At 71.0% G+C, this 15,233-nt stretch carries 12 protein-coding genes; 6 read left to right on the top strand and 6 right to left on the bottom strand.

Annotation, left to right across the window (positions count from 1 at the left end; all coding sequences use genetic code 11):
* Nucleotides 1-31: 31 nt before the first annotated feature.
* The 3 genes from N5875_RS01340 to N5875_RS01330 form a co-directional block, all read right to left on the bottom strand.
* Nucleotides 32-2,167: an alpha-galactosidase gene (locus tag N5875_RS01340; protein WP_338491310.1), complete on the bottom strand. Its 2,136-nt coding sequence runs from the start codon at nucleotides 2,165-2,167 to the stop codon at nucleotides 32-34.
* Between the two features lie 248 nt (nucleotides 2,168-2,415).
* Nucleotides 2,416-2,583: a hypothetical protein gene (locus N5875_RS01335; RefSeq protein WP_338491307.1), complete on the bottom strand. Its 168-nt coding sequence runs from the start codon at nucleotides 2,581-2,583 to the stop codon at nucleotides 2,416-2,418.
* 77 nt (nucleotides 2,584-2,660) lie between these two features.
* On the bottom strand, nucleotides 2,661-3,521 hold the full coding sequence (locus tag N5875_RS01330) for a helix-turn-helix domain-containing protein (protein ID WP_338491306.1): 861 nt from the start codon (nucleotides 3,519-3,521) through the stop codon (nucleotides 2,661-2,663).
* 105 nt (nucleotides 3,522-3,626) lie between these two features.
* On the opposite strand from N5875_RS01330, the gene N5875_RS01325 reads away from it, so the two are divergent.
* Nucleotides 3,627-4,820 (top strand): Gfo/Idh/MocA family oxidoreductase, encoded by a 1,194-nt coding sequence (locus N5875_RS01325; RefSeq protein ID WP_338491305.1) that lies wholly within the window; start codon nucleotides 3,627-3,629, stop codon nucleotides 4,818-4,820.
* Nucleotides 4,821-4,867: 47 nt separating this feature from the next.
* Here the strand turns inward: N5875_RS01325 and N5875_RS01320 are convergent, their stop codons facing one another.
* On the bottom strand, nucleotides 4,868-5,776 hold the full coding sequence (locus tag N5875_RS01320; protein WP_338491304.1) for a helix-turn-helix transcriptional regulator: 909 nt from the start codon (nucleotides 5,774-5,776) through the stop codon (nucleotides 4,868-4,870).
* A gap of 142 nt (nucleotides 5,777-5,918) precedes the next feature.
* Between N5875_RS01320 and N5875_RS01315 the strand changes: the two genes are divergently transcribed.
* The 5 genes from N5875_RS01315 to N5875_RS01295 all read left to right on the top strand — a co-directional run bounded on the left by N5875_RS01315 (nucleotide 5,919) and on the right by N5875_RS01295 (nucleotide 13,346).
* The gene (locus tag N5875_RS01315; RefSeq protein ID WP_338491301.1) at nucleotides 5,919-6,734 is read left to right on the top strand and encodes a phytanoyl-CoA dioxygenase family protein; all 816 of its coding nucleotides are present in this window, start codon (nucleotides 5,919-5,921) and stop codon (nucleotides 6,732-6,734) included.
* 59 nt (nucleotides 6,735-6,793) lie between these two features.
* Entirely contained in the window at nucleotides 6,794-7,078 is a 285-nt protein-coding gene (locus N5875_RS01310; RefSeq protein ID WP_338499052.1) for a hypothetical protein, read from the top strand.
* Between the two features lie 176 nt (nucleotides 7,079-7,254).
* Nucleotides 7,255-10,110, top strand: coding sequence for a glycoside hydrolase family 3 C-terminal domain-containing protein (locus tag N5875_RS01305; protein WP_338491297.1), 2,856 nt, complete (start codon nucleotides 7,255-7,257; stop codon nucleotides 10,108-10,110).
* Between the two features lie 156 nt (nucleotides 10,111-10,266).
* The gene (locus N5875_RS01300; protein WP_338491295.1) at nucleotides 10,267-11,250 is read left to right on the top strand and encodes an acetylxylan esterase; all 984 of its coding nucleotides are present in this window, start codon (nucleotides 10,267-10,269) and stop codon (nucleotides 11,248-11,250) included.
* A 194-nt stretch (nucleotides 11,251-11,444) separates the two neighbouring features.
* On the top strand, nucleotides 11,445-13,346 hold the full coding sequence (locus N5875_RS01295) for a rhamnogalacturonan lyase (RefSeq protein ID WP_338491294.1): 1,902 nt from the start codon (nucleotides 11,445-11,447) through the stop codon (nucleotides 13,344-13,346).
* A gap of 572 nt (nucleotides 13,347-13,918) precedes the next feature.
* Here N5875_RS01295 and N5875_RS01290 read toward each other — a convergent pair.
* Nucleotides 13,919-14,359: a VOC family protein gene (locus N5875_RS01290; RefSeq protein WP_318210348.1), complete on the bottom strand. Its 441-nt coding sequence runs from the start codon at nucleotides 14,357-14,359 to the stop codon at nucleotides 13,919-13,921.
* Between the two features lie 242 nt (nucleotides 14,360-14,601).
* Nucleotides 14,602-15,093 carry a hypothetical protein gene (locus N5875_RS01285; RefSeq protein WP_338491290.1) on the bottom strand — a complete coding sequence of 164 codons (492 nt, stop codon included), beginning with the start codon at nucleotides 15,091-15,093 and terminating at the stop codon, nucleotides 14,602-14,604.
* Nucleotides 15,094-15,233: the final 140 nt, after the last annotated feature.

Raw genomic sequence — 15,233 nt, 5'->3', positions numbered from 1 at the left:
CGTGAGGGAGTCGTGGCGTGGTCGGGGTGGTTCAGGGAGCGCCAGGGGCCATGGGGGTGACGCGGAGCAGGACGGCGGACGGCGTGGTGGGCAGGGTCAGGCTCAGCTCCGCCGTGTCGGGCAGCCAGTCGGAATCGGCCCGACTGGCCGAGGGATAGAGCAGGTCGACACGGGCGGGGGTGTTCCGCAGGTGGGGCAGGTGAAGCGTCGCCATGGCGTCGGTTCCTGAGCGGCGCCAGGCCGTGAGGTAGGTGGTGGCGGGCGTACGCATGGCCAGGGCGATCCAGGGGGCGTCCCAGGCGGGAAGGCCCAGTGGCCAGAACGGTACGGCCTGCGGCAGGTCGGCGCGGATGGCCTTGTACACCGCCACCGCCTCGTGGACCAGGGCGCGGGCCTCCCGCCCGAGTTCGGTGATGCGGCCGGAGAGATGGATCCGGCCGAGCAGCGCGTTGGTCATGGCGAAGGCCACCTCTTCGAGGGAGTCCTCCGGCCGGGGGTACGCCCAGACGGCACCCTGTTCGGGGGTGACGGCGGTGGGAGCGGAGGCCGCGATGGGCGCGTAGAGGTGGAGGTTCTGCTGGTCGCTGGTGGACTGCAGCTGCAGCCGGGAGAGCATGGCGTCGTCCCAGCGCATGCCGCCGGAGGCGCAGTTCTCCACCACCAGGTGCGGGTGCCGGTCGAGGACGCCGTCGAGCCAGTCGAGGTGCGCCCGGTTGTGGCCGAGCAGGCCGTCGCCCGGGGTCTCGCCGGGGTGGGCGCTGGTGCCGGAGCCGGGGTCGATGTTGTGGTCGAGCTTGAGGTAGCCGACGTCCCACTCGCCGACCAGGCGGTCCACGACCTGGTCCAGGTGGGCACGGGCGGCCGGGTGGCGCAGGTCCAGGTGGTGCCGGCCGGTCTCCGTGACGCGGGCGCCGTCGCGGCGGAAGAACGCCTCGTCGGGCAGGGACTCGGCCATGGGGCTGCGGACGCCGATGGCTTCCGGCTCCAGCCACAGGCCGGGAACCATGCCGCGTCGGCGGATGTGGTCCAGTACCTCGTGGATCCCCTTCTCGCCGGGGAAGCGAGAGCCGGCCGGCTCCCAGGCGCCGACGCTGGTCCACCAGCCGCCGTCACCGTCGTCGTACCAGCCCGCGTCGATGACGAAGTGCTCGGCGCCGGCCGCGGCCGCCGCGTCGATCAGCGGCAGCAGCTTGTCGGTGGTGGGGTCGCCCATCAGGCAGTTCATGTAGTCGTTGAAGATGACGGGCAGGCGCTCGTGGTCGGCGTGAGGGCGGCGCTGGGCGCGGCGGTAGCGGGTCAGCGCGGCGAACGCGGAGTCGGGGCCGCCGTCGGCGCTGAAGGCCAGCGCGGCGGGTACGGTACGGAAGACGGCGCCGGGCTCCAGGGAGTGCCGCCAGCCGTGGTGGGTGTCGGTGGGCCCGAACAGCGCAGCGTAGGCCGCCTCGTCGTGCTCTTGACACTCCCAGCGCCAGCCCCCGCCGTTGTGCTCGATCTGCCACACCCAACTGCGTCCGGTGTGCCGGTCCGTCAGGCCTCCCATGGGCAGGTGTCCGCAACTGGACCATGCGCCCTGTCCGTTCAGGGCGAAGCCCGCCTTGCCGTGCCCGTACGTCACGCGTCCGCTGACGCCGGGTGTGGTCCGGCGCATCGGCTGTCGCTGCCAGCGGCACTCGGCGAGCCAGTCGTTGTCCGCCCACAGCAGGTCGGCGGCGTCGACGGCCGCCGGGTCCCGTGGGGTGAGGCAGCCCACCGCGAGCGAGCTGACCGACTCCAGGTGCAAGGTGGTGTGCCCTTCGTTGCGCAGCGTCACTTCACTGCGGAGCACGGGGATGCCGTCTGGTGACCGGTACGTCACCTCCGCGACCAGCCCGGTCTCCGGGTCGTGGAGATGCACGGTCAGCGTGTGCCAGTCGCCGTCGCGGGCCGCTCGGTGGGCCCGGTGGCGCAGTCGCCCGCCGAGAGAGGTTCCGATCAGGCGGCTGCCCGACCAGTCGCGGCCGTGACCCGCGGCCGTCACCTCCACCAGGGGGAGTGACGTACCGGGGACTGTCCGCGCTTCGTCGGGCAGTCCGAGGTACGTGAGGCCCGGCCTGCCGTCCTCATCGAGGACGATGTCGAGGTGAAGGGCCTCGTGCCCCCAGTGGAAGGTCCCTTGTTCCTTGGTCATGGCGGCCCTTTCGAGGTCAGTGCCGGGCGGTTCCTCGTGTACGGGGAGTCGGAGTCGTGCTCTGACGGGTCTGCGCGGGCCGGAGACGGCGGTGAGGGCGGGGTGCGATGTGCTCCGCGAGCCGCTCCGGACCCCGGTTCGCGACCCCCGCAGGCCGGACAGCGGCGACTGTCGAAGCGCTTCACCCCAGTCGTAAGATAACGGACAGGTTTCGCGAGAGACAAGGGTCCCAACCGCGGAGACTGTCTTCATTGCGGGTGGAGAAGCGCTTCGACACCGCGCTTCAGATCCAGCTCCACGTTCGGCTTCGGCTCTTCGGATCCGCTGGTGGACACGGTCAGGGAGGCGACGAGGACGGTGGCGTCGGGGGCGGCGGCGCCAAGTCCGGACAGAAGCGCCGCCATCAGTGCGGTCACGCTGCAGGGCCCGGGGGCCGGCCGTCAGGCTGCCGCGCGGGCTCTCGGCTCACCGGGACGGGGAGTCGTCAGGTGAGTCAGAGCCCGCGTCCGTGTCGGAACCGTGCCGGGGTGGTTCCGCACGCGTCGGCGAAGACCCGGTAGAAACGGCTGACCGAGCCGAAGCCGGCGGCCGCAGCCACCTGGCTCGCGGGAAGGTCGGTGGTCACCAGCAACCGGCGTGCTTCAGCGAGCCGGTACAGCTTCACGTACTCGCCGATCGTGGTGCGCACGACCTTGCGGAACCGGGTCATGGCATAGGTCGGGTGGACATTCGCCGCCGCGGCGACGTCCGCGACAGTGATCGGCTCGCGGAAGTGATGTGCGATGTACCGCGCCATGGACACCGCCTGGCGCAGGGCCGGATCGTCACCGGCGTGTCGATGTGCCGGATCGCCGACCGTGGCAAGCGCCAGGCGTCGGACGCGCGCTTGTATCTCCAGCATCGCGATGCGGTGCAGTTCGTCGTCACTCGCGGCCAGATCCGCGGCCCACTGGGTGAACTTCGCCGGATCGCTCGCGTCGGCACGGGCTGCGGGAGAGATCACTGGAACCCCCGAGAGCACACGGGCGAGGAGCGGTTGGGGCAGCCCCCAGGCGAGAAACCGGTCGAAGGGCACATGCAGCCAGTGGACGCGTGTCGCCTGGCTCGTCACCAACTGGTGCGGGATCGCGGCCCAGAACACAGCGAGGCCGCCCACCGCGACTTCGAGGAGTTCGCCGCCGTAGAGATAGAGCATCGACCCGCCGCCGGCCACGAAGTTGATCTCCAGGTCGTCGTGCCGGTGCGCTGCCGCCATCAGCGTAGGGCGTCCGGACCAGCCGCGCAGGTACGAGGGTTCGTCGACCAGAGCACCCTGAGGATCCAAGAAGTTCTCGCTTCGAAACGGTGCAGACATCGCGGGTACTCGGTTCCTATCGTCATGGAGCAGTGCCGAAGCCCGCACCGTCATGCGACCGGCACCAGCCCGCACCCACTCCTACGTTCCTGATGGAGATTTCGCGTGTTCTCACTCGGCATCGTCGGAGCCGGCCAGTTCGCCGGTTCGTTCGCCAAACTCTGGCGCCTGCACCCGAACGTCGGTGACATCAAGGTCACCGACCTGCTCCCGGAGCGCGCCGAGCAACTCGCCACCGAGCATGACCTCGCCGGTACGCTCCCCTCGTTCGAGTACATGCTCGACTCCGATCTCGACGCCATCGCCCTCTTCACCCAGCGCTGGACCCACGGCCCCCTCGCCGTGCAGGCGTTGCGTGCGGGCAAGGACGTCTACAGTGCGGTCCCGATGGGCGTGACCGAGGCCGAGATCGCGGACATCATCGCAGCGGTCGAGGAGACCGGCCGGATCTACATGATGGGCGAGACGAGCTACTACCACCCGGCGACCGTCTACGCGCGCGCCCAGATCGCCGCAGGAGCGTTCGGCCGGATCTTCTACGCGGAAGGCGACTACGTCCACGACATGGACTGGGGCTTCTACGACGCGTACAAGTACAGCGGTGGTGAGAACTGGAAGTCCACTGCCAGCTACCCGCCGCTGCTCTACCCCACGCACTCGATCGGCGGAGTCCTCGGCGCCTGGCAGACGCACGCCGTGAGCGTCTCGGCGATCGGCGTTCCGGACGAGCGCGGCGACGGCGTGTTCGATCGCGAGATCAGCCAGTTCGACAACGACTTCTCCAACGCCACCGCCCTGTTCGAAGTCGCGGGAGGCGGCAGCTTCCGCACGAACGAGTTCCGCAGGGTCGGATGCATCGGCAAGGAGTCACGCTTCCGCTACTTCGGTACGGAAGCAGTCCTCGAACAACTCGGCTCGGTCAGCCTGTGGCAGGACAAGAAGGGCGAGCGCGACGTCACCGCGCACCTGCACCCCGCACCCACCCTCACACCCGACGACCCGGCGCTCTCCCACGTCGCCCCGGAACTGCGCGACGCCTTCGCCTCCGGTACGGCACCCGTCCACGACCGCTCTCGACTCCCGCTCGAGTTCGCGCACGCACCCAACGGCCACGAGGGAAGTCACCATTTCCTCGCCGACGACTTCGCCATCGCGGTCACGGCACGAACGCCTCCACCGCTGCACGCGTGGACCGCCGCCCGCTACACCCTCCCCGGCATCATCGCCCACCAGTCCGCCCTCCGGGCCGGTGCGCGCCTTCCCGTCCCCGACCACGGAGACGGACCCCGAATCACGTAGCACCACTCGACCACAGTGGCGCTCGGGTGTGGCGCAGGGCGGTGGAGTCACCGGCTTCGTTCAGCAGGCCTGGGGGAGGGACGGTGCGCACCAGATCGTCTTGCCGTCGGTGGTGTGCCGGGTGCCCCCATCCTGGCCGTCGACCAGGTGGACGTCTCATGAGCCGCGCTGTCGCGCGGGGCGGGGCCGGCGGTACGGATGGTGCGAGGTGACGCCCCGAGTTCACGGCGGCAGGCCTTGTTGAACGCCTGGAGGTCGGGGATGCCGACCGAGGCGGCGACGGCGGGGATGGAGAGCGTGGTGGCCCGCAGGAAATGGCGTGCGCGTTCCATCCGGCGGGCCCGGATGTAGCCGACGACGGTTTCCCCGGTGGCGGCGCGGAAGAGCCGGGTCAGGTGGTTGTGGGAAACGCCGGCCGCCTGCGCGATGTCCGGCACCGTCAGGGACTCCGCCAGCCGTGCCTCGATCAGGGCCGTCGCGGCCGCCACCGCCGGATGAACGGCCCGGGGGCTCTGCTCCCGTGGCGGGGTGAGCCGGGCGATGCGCCACAGGGCGGCCCACACCTCGGCGGTGGCCCGGGCCGGGGTGTTCGGCCAGGAGGCCAGTGCCTGCCGCAACTGTGCGGTGAGCAGGCCGAGCTCGGGTCCGCTGCGCTGGATCACGGGAATGCTGTGGGGTGTTCCCGCCGAGCCCAGGCGGAGGTGGGCGTAGAGGTGCTCGGAGCGGCCCCGGTAGCGGTAACGCACCTCGGTTCCGGGCGGTACGAGGCTGACCCGCCCGGGGCGGATCGCGTGCTCGGTGCCGTCGACCGTCAAGTCCGCCTCGTAGCCGTACAGATGGAGCTGCCACAGGTCCGGCAGTGAGAACACGTCCACCTGGCCGGCCGGACCGTGCACGCCGATACCGAGGGCGGCCAGAGCGGGAGGCTCGTCGAGATGGGCGAGGACCGTCTGCATGGTCCGTGTTCTACCACGGCGGACGCGGCCGGTCCTGGGGCGCGGTCGTCGATGGAGGTGGCGGACGGCACGGTGAAAATCGACCAGTTGAGGGTGAACGCGGCCCACGCGGTGCGGGGCGGCCGGACCTAGCGTGGCCGTCATGGAGAACAGGCAAGAACTACTGAGATCGGTGCAGATGGCGCGCTTCGTGGCGCGCGGGTCACTGCGGCTGGACGCGGTGGTTCCGGCGGAGATGAACGCCGAGGGCTTGGCGGTACTGGCGGGCGGGGTGCCGCCGGTGCCGTACGGGACGCCGCTGTCCGATGCGTACGTGAAGGGCTCCTTCGTCCGCAGGCTGCTGGAACTGCCGCAGGTGGCAGGGGCCCTGCGCAGCCTGGTCGGCCCGGAGCCGTGGGTGGACCACCACTTCGTGCATACCCGCGAGCCTCACGGCGGCGCCGCGCAGGCGCTGCACGGGGACGCCATCATCGACGTCCGACCGGACGCCTTCGACGTCCAGTTGATGTACTACCCGCAGACCGTGACGCTGGAGATGGGCGGAACGCTCAGTGTGCCGGGCAGCCATCTGCGGCGGATCAACGAATCGGACACCGGCCGCTACCAGAACCTGCGCGGTCAGGACCGCTTGGTCTGCCCGGCCGGCACGGTGGTGCTTCTGCACCACGGCATCTGGCACGGGGGCCGGCGCAACGACAGCGACACCGTCCGCTACATGTTCAAGATCCGCTTCAATCCCAGGGTGCGTCAACGACGTCTGTGGGACACCTCGGACCTCCACGACCCGCAGGTGACCGCAGAGCTGGACGCGATGTTCCCGTGGTACGAGGGAGCGACCGGCCGGCTGGAGCGGTACAACCGCATCCTGCTGTGGCGGGAGCTGACCGGCGACGACGGGTTCGACCTCGACCACTGGGTGACCCGGGTATCCAACCGCCCGAAGGAGACGGTGGTATGACGACCGAAGCGATCCCCTCCCCGTCGGCGGACACCGGAGACGCCACCGCCGCCCCGGTGCTGCGGCAGCAGGTGCTCGTGCTGTACCTGGCGAGCTCGGCGCTGGACTCCCATGTCGTCGGCTGGTCGCGCTACGACGGCACCGGCCGCACCTCGCCCACCACGGGCGACGGCGCCGAGCCGCCGTACGAGTCGGGGGTCGCCGCGCTGCAGGACGGCTGGCGACTGTTCCAGGCCGCCCAGCTGATCCCGCCGTACCCGGGTCACGAGTACGACGTCTCCTTCCTCAAGCACGAGTTCTTCTTCGAACGGGTCGTCGACGTGCGGGCGCAGACCGGGGCCTGACGTCGAACCGCTTGACTCGGCGATGGAGAGTGACGGAGTGGTTTCGCGGGGCCCGGGGGAGCTGATGGGAAAACAGTTTCTCTGCGGCTTTCATTGACAGGTCAGGGCGGTGGATGCGAACGTCGAAGCGCTTCGACGAACGGCCACCGTAACCAGCTCGCCTGAGGGGTTTCCACGTGAGTTCCGCGCCCGCGTCCGCATCCGAGCCGCCCGATTTCCGTGATCCCGCGCTGCCACTGCAGAAGCGCGTCGACGACCTGCTCTCACGACTCACGCCCGAAGAGCGGATCGCGATGCTGCACCAGTACGTGCCGGCCGTCCCACGGCTCGGCCTCGCCGCCTTCCGTACGGGCAGCGAGGCCCTGCACGGGGTCTCCTGGATGGGGGTGGCGACGGTCTTCCCGCAGGCCGTCGGCCTCGGCGCCACCTGGGACGAGGACCTGGTGCGCCGGGTCGCCGAGGCCGTCTCGGTCGAGCTGCGGGCCTTCCACCACCACCGCCGGCCCGCAACCGGCGGCGGCTTTCACAGCCTGCAGGCCTGGGCGCCCGTCCTGAACCTGCTGCGGGACCCGCGCTGGGGACGCAACGAGGAGGGCTACTCCGAGGACCCGGTGCACACCGCCTGGCTCGGCGAGGCCTATTGCCGGGGCCTGGCCGGCGACCACCCGACCTACCTGCGGGCGGCTCCCGTTCTCAAGCACTTCCTCGCCTACAACAACGAGGACGACCGCTGCACCACCTCCTCCGGACTGCGCCCGCGCGTCCTCCACGAGTACGACCTGGCCGCCTTCCGGCCCGTAGTCGCCTCCGGCGCCGCGACCGGAGCCATGGCCGCGTACAACCTGGTCAACGGCCGCCCCTGCCACGTCAGCCCGCTGATCGAGACCGAGCTGCGCCGCTGGGCGCGGCCCACCGGACACGAGCTGTTCGTGGTCAGCGACGCCGAGGCCCCCTCCAACCTGGTCGACCCGGAACACTACTTCGACGACCACGCCGAGTCCCACGCCGCCGCGCTCAAGGCCGGCATCGACAGCTTCACCGACCACGCCGAGGACAGCGCCACGCCGGTCGGCCGGCTGCGCGAGGCGCTGGAGCGGGGCCTGATGGCACAGGCCGACGTGGACCGGGCGGTGCGACGCCAGCTCGAACTCCGCTTCCGCCTCGCTGAGTTCGACCCCGACCTCGATCCGTACGCCGGGATCGGACCGGAGGTGATCGACTGCCCCGAGCACCGCGCCCTGGCGCGGCACGCGGCGACGGAGTCGGTGGTGCTGCTCAAGAACGATGGCCTGCTGCCGCTGGACCCGGCGCGGACACCGAGGATCGCCGTCATCGGCCCACTCGCCGACACGCTGTGCGAGGACTGGTACAGCGGGACCATGCCCTACCAGGTGACCATCGCCGACGGCCTCGCTGCCGCACTCGGCGCCCACGGCGGCGAGGTGGTCCGGGTGGAGGGCGCCGACCGTATCGCGCTGCGCTCCCGCACCACCGGCGAACTCCTCGGCAAGACCGCCTTCGACGTGACCGACTGGGGGCGCGGCATGCTGACCCTCCGCGCCGCCGACACCGGCCACTACCTGAGCCTCAAGGACGACGCCACCGTGGCGGCCGACCAGAAGGTGCTCAAGAACTGGGAGATCCACGAGACCTTCCTCCTCGAACCGGCCGGGGCGGACACGGTGCTGCTGCGCTCCGTGCTCACCGGCCGCTACGCCGCCGTGGATCCGACCGACGGCCGCGTCACCGTGACCGCCGATGCCCCGGACTCCGCCGAACGCTGGGAGCGAGAGCTTCTGCGCGACGGCGCGGCCGAGGCCCGGGCAGCCGCCGAGGCGGCCGACGCGGCGGTCGTCGTCCTCGGCAACCACCCCATGATCAACGGCCGTGAGACCGAGGACCGCGCGGACATCGACCTGCCCGCGACGCAGGAGGAGCTGCTCCGCACGGTCGCGGCCGTGCGCCCGGAGACGGCGCTCGTGGTGATGAGCAGCTACCCGTACGCCGTCGACTGGGCCGACGAGCACCTGCCCGCCGTGGCGTGGACCTCCCACGGAGGGCAGGAGACGGGCCACGCGCTGGCCGCCGTGCTCGTCGGCGAGGCCGACCCCGCCGGGCGCCTCCCGCAGACCTGGTACCGGGGCGACGATCCGCTGCCGGCCCCGCTCGACTACGACATCATCAAAGCGGGCTGGACCTACCAGTACCACTCGGCCGCGCCCCTCTACCCCTTCGGCCACGGCCTGTCGTACACCGACTTCTCCTACCGCGACCTGCGGTTGTCGCGGTCGTCGACCGGCCAGGACGGCGCGGTCGACATCACGGTGACCCTGGTGAACAGCGGTGCCCGGGCCGGCAGCGAGGTGGCGCAGCTCTACGTCCGGGCACTGGACGCCCGTCACGAGGCGCCCAAGCTGCGCCTGGCCGACTTCCGCAAGGTGCGCCTGGAACCAGGGGGAAGCAGCGAGCTGACGTTCCGACTGCCCGCCGAACGGCTCGCCCACTGGGATGTCGCCACCTCCGCCTTCACCGTCGATCCCGGCCGCTACGAGATCATCGTCGCCCGCTCCGCCGATCACCCGGTCCTCACCGCACCGCTGACGGTGACCGGGACGGCCTCGGCGCCCCGGGTCGTCGTGGAACGGCGGACCCTGGCGGTCGACTTCGACGACTACGCGGACGTCACCCTCGTCGACGCCACTCGGACGGACGGTGACGCGGTCACGCCCACCGACCCCGCTCGGCCCGGGACGCTTCTCTTCCGCGACGTCGACCTCTCCGGGGCCGTCCGGATCGAGGCCGAGACCGCCCGCGAGGACGCCGGACCCAGCGAGGCGCGGCTGGTCGTCCGGGTGGGCGACCAGGTGCTGGCCGAGCTCGACGTCCCCCTCACCGGCGACCGCTACGCGTGGCAGACCATCGCAGGCGAACTGGACGCCCCGCCCGAGGGCGTCCGCGACCTGCGCCTGACCCTGCACGGTGACTTCCGCCTCTCCGCCTTCCGCTTCGGCAGCCCTGGCAGAGCCGACTGACCGGTTGCGCCCGCCCGTGAACCGGCGGCCCGTCCGACGGGGGGAGGACGGGCCGCCACTCCCGTGCCCAGCCGAGCCGTGGACCCGCGAGGCGCGTGGCCCCGATGCCACTCGAACCCCCGCCACCTCGTCCGCACTCCGACCGGAGGAAGCCCCGTGCCGCTCACCGACCTCGGGACCGACGACCTCGTCGGCTACCAGCCGCAGCTGTCCGCTCCGAACGACTTCGACGCGTTCTGGCGTCGCACCCTCGCCGAAGCCCGGTCCTGCGACGGGACGATCAAGGCCGAACGGGTCACTTCCGCCCACCTGTTGCACACCGTCGAAGTCGACGACGTACGTTTCCCCGGCTGGAACGGCGAGCCGGTGGCCGCCTGGCTCCTGCGCCCGCGCGGCGCGGAGGGACCGCTGCCGGTCGTCGTCACGTACATCGGCTACAGCGGCGGCCGTGGTCTGCCCACCGACCATCTGTTCTGGTCCGCCGCCGGCTGCGCCCAGCTCGTCGTCGACAGCCGGGGCCAGGGCCACGACACCCCGGACCGGACGACGGGCGACGGCACGCAGTGGGCCGGGGGGTTCATGACCCGAGGCATCGACTCCCCCGAGAACTACTACTACCGGCGGCTGATCAACGACTGCGTACGCGCCGTGGACGCCGTTTCCGGGCTGCCCGGCCTCGACCCGCGCAGGATCGTGGTGACCGGAGGCAGCCAGGGCGGCGGCCTGACCCTCGCCGTCGCCGCTCTCGCCGGAGACCGCGTGGCGGCGGCACTGCCGGACGTCCCGTTCCTGTGCCACTTCCGCCGCGCCGTGCGGATCACCGGGGAGGGCCCGTACCCGGAGATCGCCGAGTACCTGCGCCGGCACAGTCGCGACCGCGTGGAACAGACCCTCGCCACCCTCGACTACTTCGACGGCGTGCACTTCGCTCAACGGGCCACCGCGCCGGCTCTGTTCAGCGTCGCCCTGATGGACCCGATCTGCCCGCCCTCCACGGTCTACGCCGCCTACAACCACTACCGGGGCGAGGACCGCACCATGACCGTCTGGCCCTTCGGCGACCACGGCGGCGGCTACGGCTCCAACCCGCCGGTCCAGCTGTCCTGGCTGCGCGAGCGTGGTCTCACACCGGACCTCTGACCACCGCGTGAGCACCTCGGTGGAAAGTGTCGGATTCAAACATCAACGAACATCCAGGCGTGACAGGGTTCTTGACCGGGCGTCGGCGCGTTCCTACGCTCACAGCCGTGGGAGCGTTCCCACGCCCCTCTGTCTCCCGTCCCTCGTGCCACTACGGAAGACCGCGCTCACGCCCCCCACGTCACGGAGTCACCATGACCGACGCACGCCGGAGTCACCGCACCGCTCCGTCATCCTTCCGAACACGGACGCGGCCCGGGCGCAGGCTGATACGCGGTCTCGTCGCCGCCACGCTGGCCGCGTCCGCGCTCGCCGTACTGCCCCAGACCGCGCAGGCGGCCACCGCCCGGCAGGTGGAACGCCTCGACCGAGGACTGATCAGCACGCACACCAGCAGCGGGAACCTGGTGTCGTGGCGGTGGCTCGCCACCGATCCCGACGGCGTCGCGTTCAACATCTACCGGGGTACCACCAAGCTCAACTCCTCGCCCCTCGCCGCCTCGACGAACTACTTCGACTCCGGCGCGGCGGACTCGGCCGACTACACGGTCCGAGCGGTGGTGAACGGCATGGAGCAGGCGCCCTCCGAGCACGCGCTCCAGTTCCGCTCCGGGTACCTGGACGTGCCGATCTCGCCACCGACCGGCGGTACGACACCGGACGGGGTGTCGTACACGTACGAGGCCAACGACGCCGGCACCGGGGACCTCGACGGCGACGGCAGGCTCGACCTGGTCCTGAAGTGGCAGCCGACCAACGCCAAGGACAACTCGCAGTCGGGCTACACCGGCAACACGATCCTCGACGGCGTACGGCTCGACGGCACCCGCCTCTGGCGCATCGACCTGGGCCGCAACATCCGCTCCGGCGCGCACTACACGCAGTTCCAGGTGTACGACTACGACGGCGACGGGCGCGCCGAGGTCGCCATGAAGACGGCCGACGGGACGAAGGACGGCGCCGGCGCGGTCATCGGCGACTCCTCGGCCGACCACCGCAACTCCAGCGGGTACGTCCTGTCCGGCCCCGAGTACCTGACGATGTTCAACGGCCGGACCGGCACAGCGATGGGCACGGTGGACTACGTCCCGGCCCGCGGCACGGTCTCCTCCTGGGGCGACTCGTACGGCAACCGCGTCGACCGCTTCCTCGCCGGCACCGCCTACCTCGACGGCGCCCGCCCCTCGCTGATCATGGCGCGCGGCTACTACACCCGTACGGCCATCGCCGCCTGGGACTGGCGGAACGGCCGGTTCACCCGCCGCTGGACCTTCGACACCAACTCCTCCACCAATGCCGGCAAGGGCTACGACGGCCAGGGCAACCACGCCCTGTCGATCGCGGACGTCGACGCCGACGGCAAGGACGAGATCGTCTACGGCGCGATGACCGTCGACGACAACGGCGCGGGTCTCTGGACGACCAAGCTGGGGCACGGCGACGCGGCCCACCTCGGCGACCTCGACCCCTCCCGGCCGGGCCTCGAGTACTTCAAGGTCTCCGAGGACAAGAGCAAGCCGGGCTCCTGGATGGCCGACGCCCGCACCGGCCAGATCCTGTGGCAGACGGCCTCCGGCGCCGACAACGGCCGGGGCGTCGCCGGCGACATCTACGCAGGCAGCCCGGGTGCCGAGGCCTGGTCCGCCTCCGACACCACCCTGCGCTCCGCGACCGGCACCGCCCTCGGCCGGGAACCCTCCAGCATCAACTTCCTGTCCTGGTGGGACGGCGACACCGTCCGCGAACTCCTCGACGGCACTCACATCGACAAGTACGGCACCTCCGGCGACACCCGCCTCCTCACCGGCTCCGGCGTCTCCTCCAACAACACCACCAAGGCCACCCCGGCCCTCTCCGGCGACATCCTCGGCGACTGGCGCGAAGAGGTCGTCTGGCGCACGTCGGACAACCGCGCCCTGCGCATCTACGCGACGCCCCACCAGACCGGCACCAGGATCACCACCCTGCTCCACGACACCCAGTACCGCACCGCCCTCGCCTGGCAGAACACCGCCTACAACCAGCCCCCGCACCCCGGCTTCTTCATCGGCGCCGGCATGCCCACCCCGCCGCGCCCCACCGTCTACACCCCCTGAACGACGCGCAGCGGGAGGATGCGGACCTCCGGAACCACGTCTTCTGTGAAGCGGGCGACCTGGTCGACCGATTGCACCTCCGGCCGCCCTGGTCGGGCCGCATCGTGCCGACCACCTGAACCATGCGCAGGACGTCCGACGGCTTTCGGCCCGCCTCCTCAGCGGCGAGGTCGATCGTCGGCACGGGCGATCTCGCCGGTCGGGGCGCCAGTGGACGACGCGCGCAGGGCAACCGCTCGGGCGCGCCCGAGCAGGGCGATCAAGGAGCGCGTGCCGTCTCTTTCCCGGGTGTCGACGGGCCTGTTCACTCCACGACGGCTCCCATTGCCCCAGGCTGCGTGGGAATCTCTCCTTCGACTCGACGTCGGAGTAGCCGCCGGCGGGACCAGCCCCACGTGCCCAACTACCGTGCCAGGTGACCAGGTCGTTGGGGGAGCATCGCATCGCGCCGGCGGCGGTCGCCGGCCAGGTCGGCCCGAACTGCCGGAGCGCATCTGCGGGCGGGGAGAGGGCTGATCGGCGAGCTCCTCGCCGAGGCGTCCCCGCAGTCCGCACGGTGCGGCTCCTGGGTCTCAGCGCAGTTCCTGGGCCAGTCCGACGATGATGCCCTCCGGGCCGCGGACATAGCAGAGGAGGAAGCTGTCCTCGAACCGGGCGATTTCGCCCAGGAGTTCGGCGCCGTGAGGACGCAGGCGGGCAACGGTGTCCTCGATGTCGTCGACGGTGAACATGACCCGGTGCGTGCCCAGAACATTGTGCGGCCGGTTGCGCGGCCCGTCGCTGATCGCCTCGGGGCTGCGGTACTTCGCCAGCTCGAGCCGGCTGTGACCGTCCGGGGTCCGGACCATCGCGATGTCGCAGCGGACGCCGTCGAGTCCGGTGCACTGGTCGGCGACGAGGCCCTCGATCTGCGCCCTGCCCTCCAGCTCCATACCGAGTTCCAGGAAGAACGCGAGGGCGGCCTCCATGTCGTCGACCACGATGCCGACGTTGTCCATCCGCTGAATCGCCACGCTGCTTTCTCCCTCTTCCTCGTGCCGCGACACTCGTCCGAAGGCACGTACACCACGACTGCCGCCGACCTTACGGTCGAGGTTCTCACGGGCGCGACGCGACACCCGGTCGGTCACGCCCGCGCGTCACGCCACCTCATGAGTGCCTGGTGCGGCGCGCCGTGCGGCACGGTTCTGGTCCCAGGCGAGGCGGGCGGCGACGGCGGTCATCACCACCAGCAGGGGTACGACGGCCCGTGTCGTCAGCGGACGCGGTTGGCCTCGTGGGCCAGGTCGACGGTGTCCCCGTCGAGGGTGATCAGCAGGGCCCGCGCCAGGATTTCCAGGACCGTTCTGGTCTCCCGTACGTCTCCGGTGGATTCGATCTCCCTGCGGCTGGTGGGCCGGCGGGTGTCCGGGGTGTCGGTGCCGGGAGTGATCAGCCGCGGCATCACCTGACGGGCCGTCGTGGCCTGTGCCGGAGGAGCCGAAGACGGCAACGACCCGTGCCGGTCCGTGAGCGCCGGCAGGTCGTCGACCAGCCGGTCGCGGCCGAAGCAGAGGTCGCTGTCGCCGGGCTCGAAGCGGGCAAGCCCGGGGGAGGGGGCTGATTCGTCCGGCGGACTCCGCGGAGCGGGAGGCCAGTTCGTCGGACACCCGGGCCTGGCGTCCCACGATCGCGCCCCCTTCACGGGCGGCGCCCGCGCCCCCTTGGCCGGGCGGCGCCGCCGACCGGTCTCCTGCCGGTGATGCATCCAAGCCGTACCAAGCGTGGCGGCAAGGCGCATGTGCGTCGTACGGCGGCCATGCGCGGATTGATTCACCGCCGGGAGAGGGCTGCGCAACGAACGCCTGTCGGCGAAAGCTCGGGGTGAGGAGGCTTCCACCTTCCTGC

This window comes from Streptomyces sp. SJL17-4 (genome assembly GCF_036826855.1).
Classification (GTDB): Bacteria; Actinomycetota; Actinomycetes; order Streptomycetales; family Streptomycetaceae; genus Streptomyces.
Note: the sequence above shows the minus strand (reverse complement) of the source record. Positions and strands in the feature narration are given on the sequence as shown.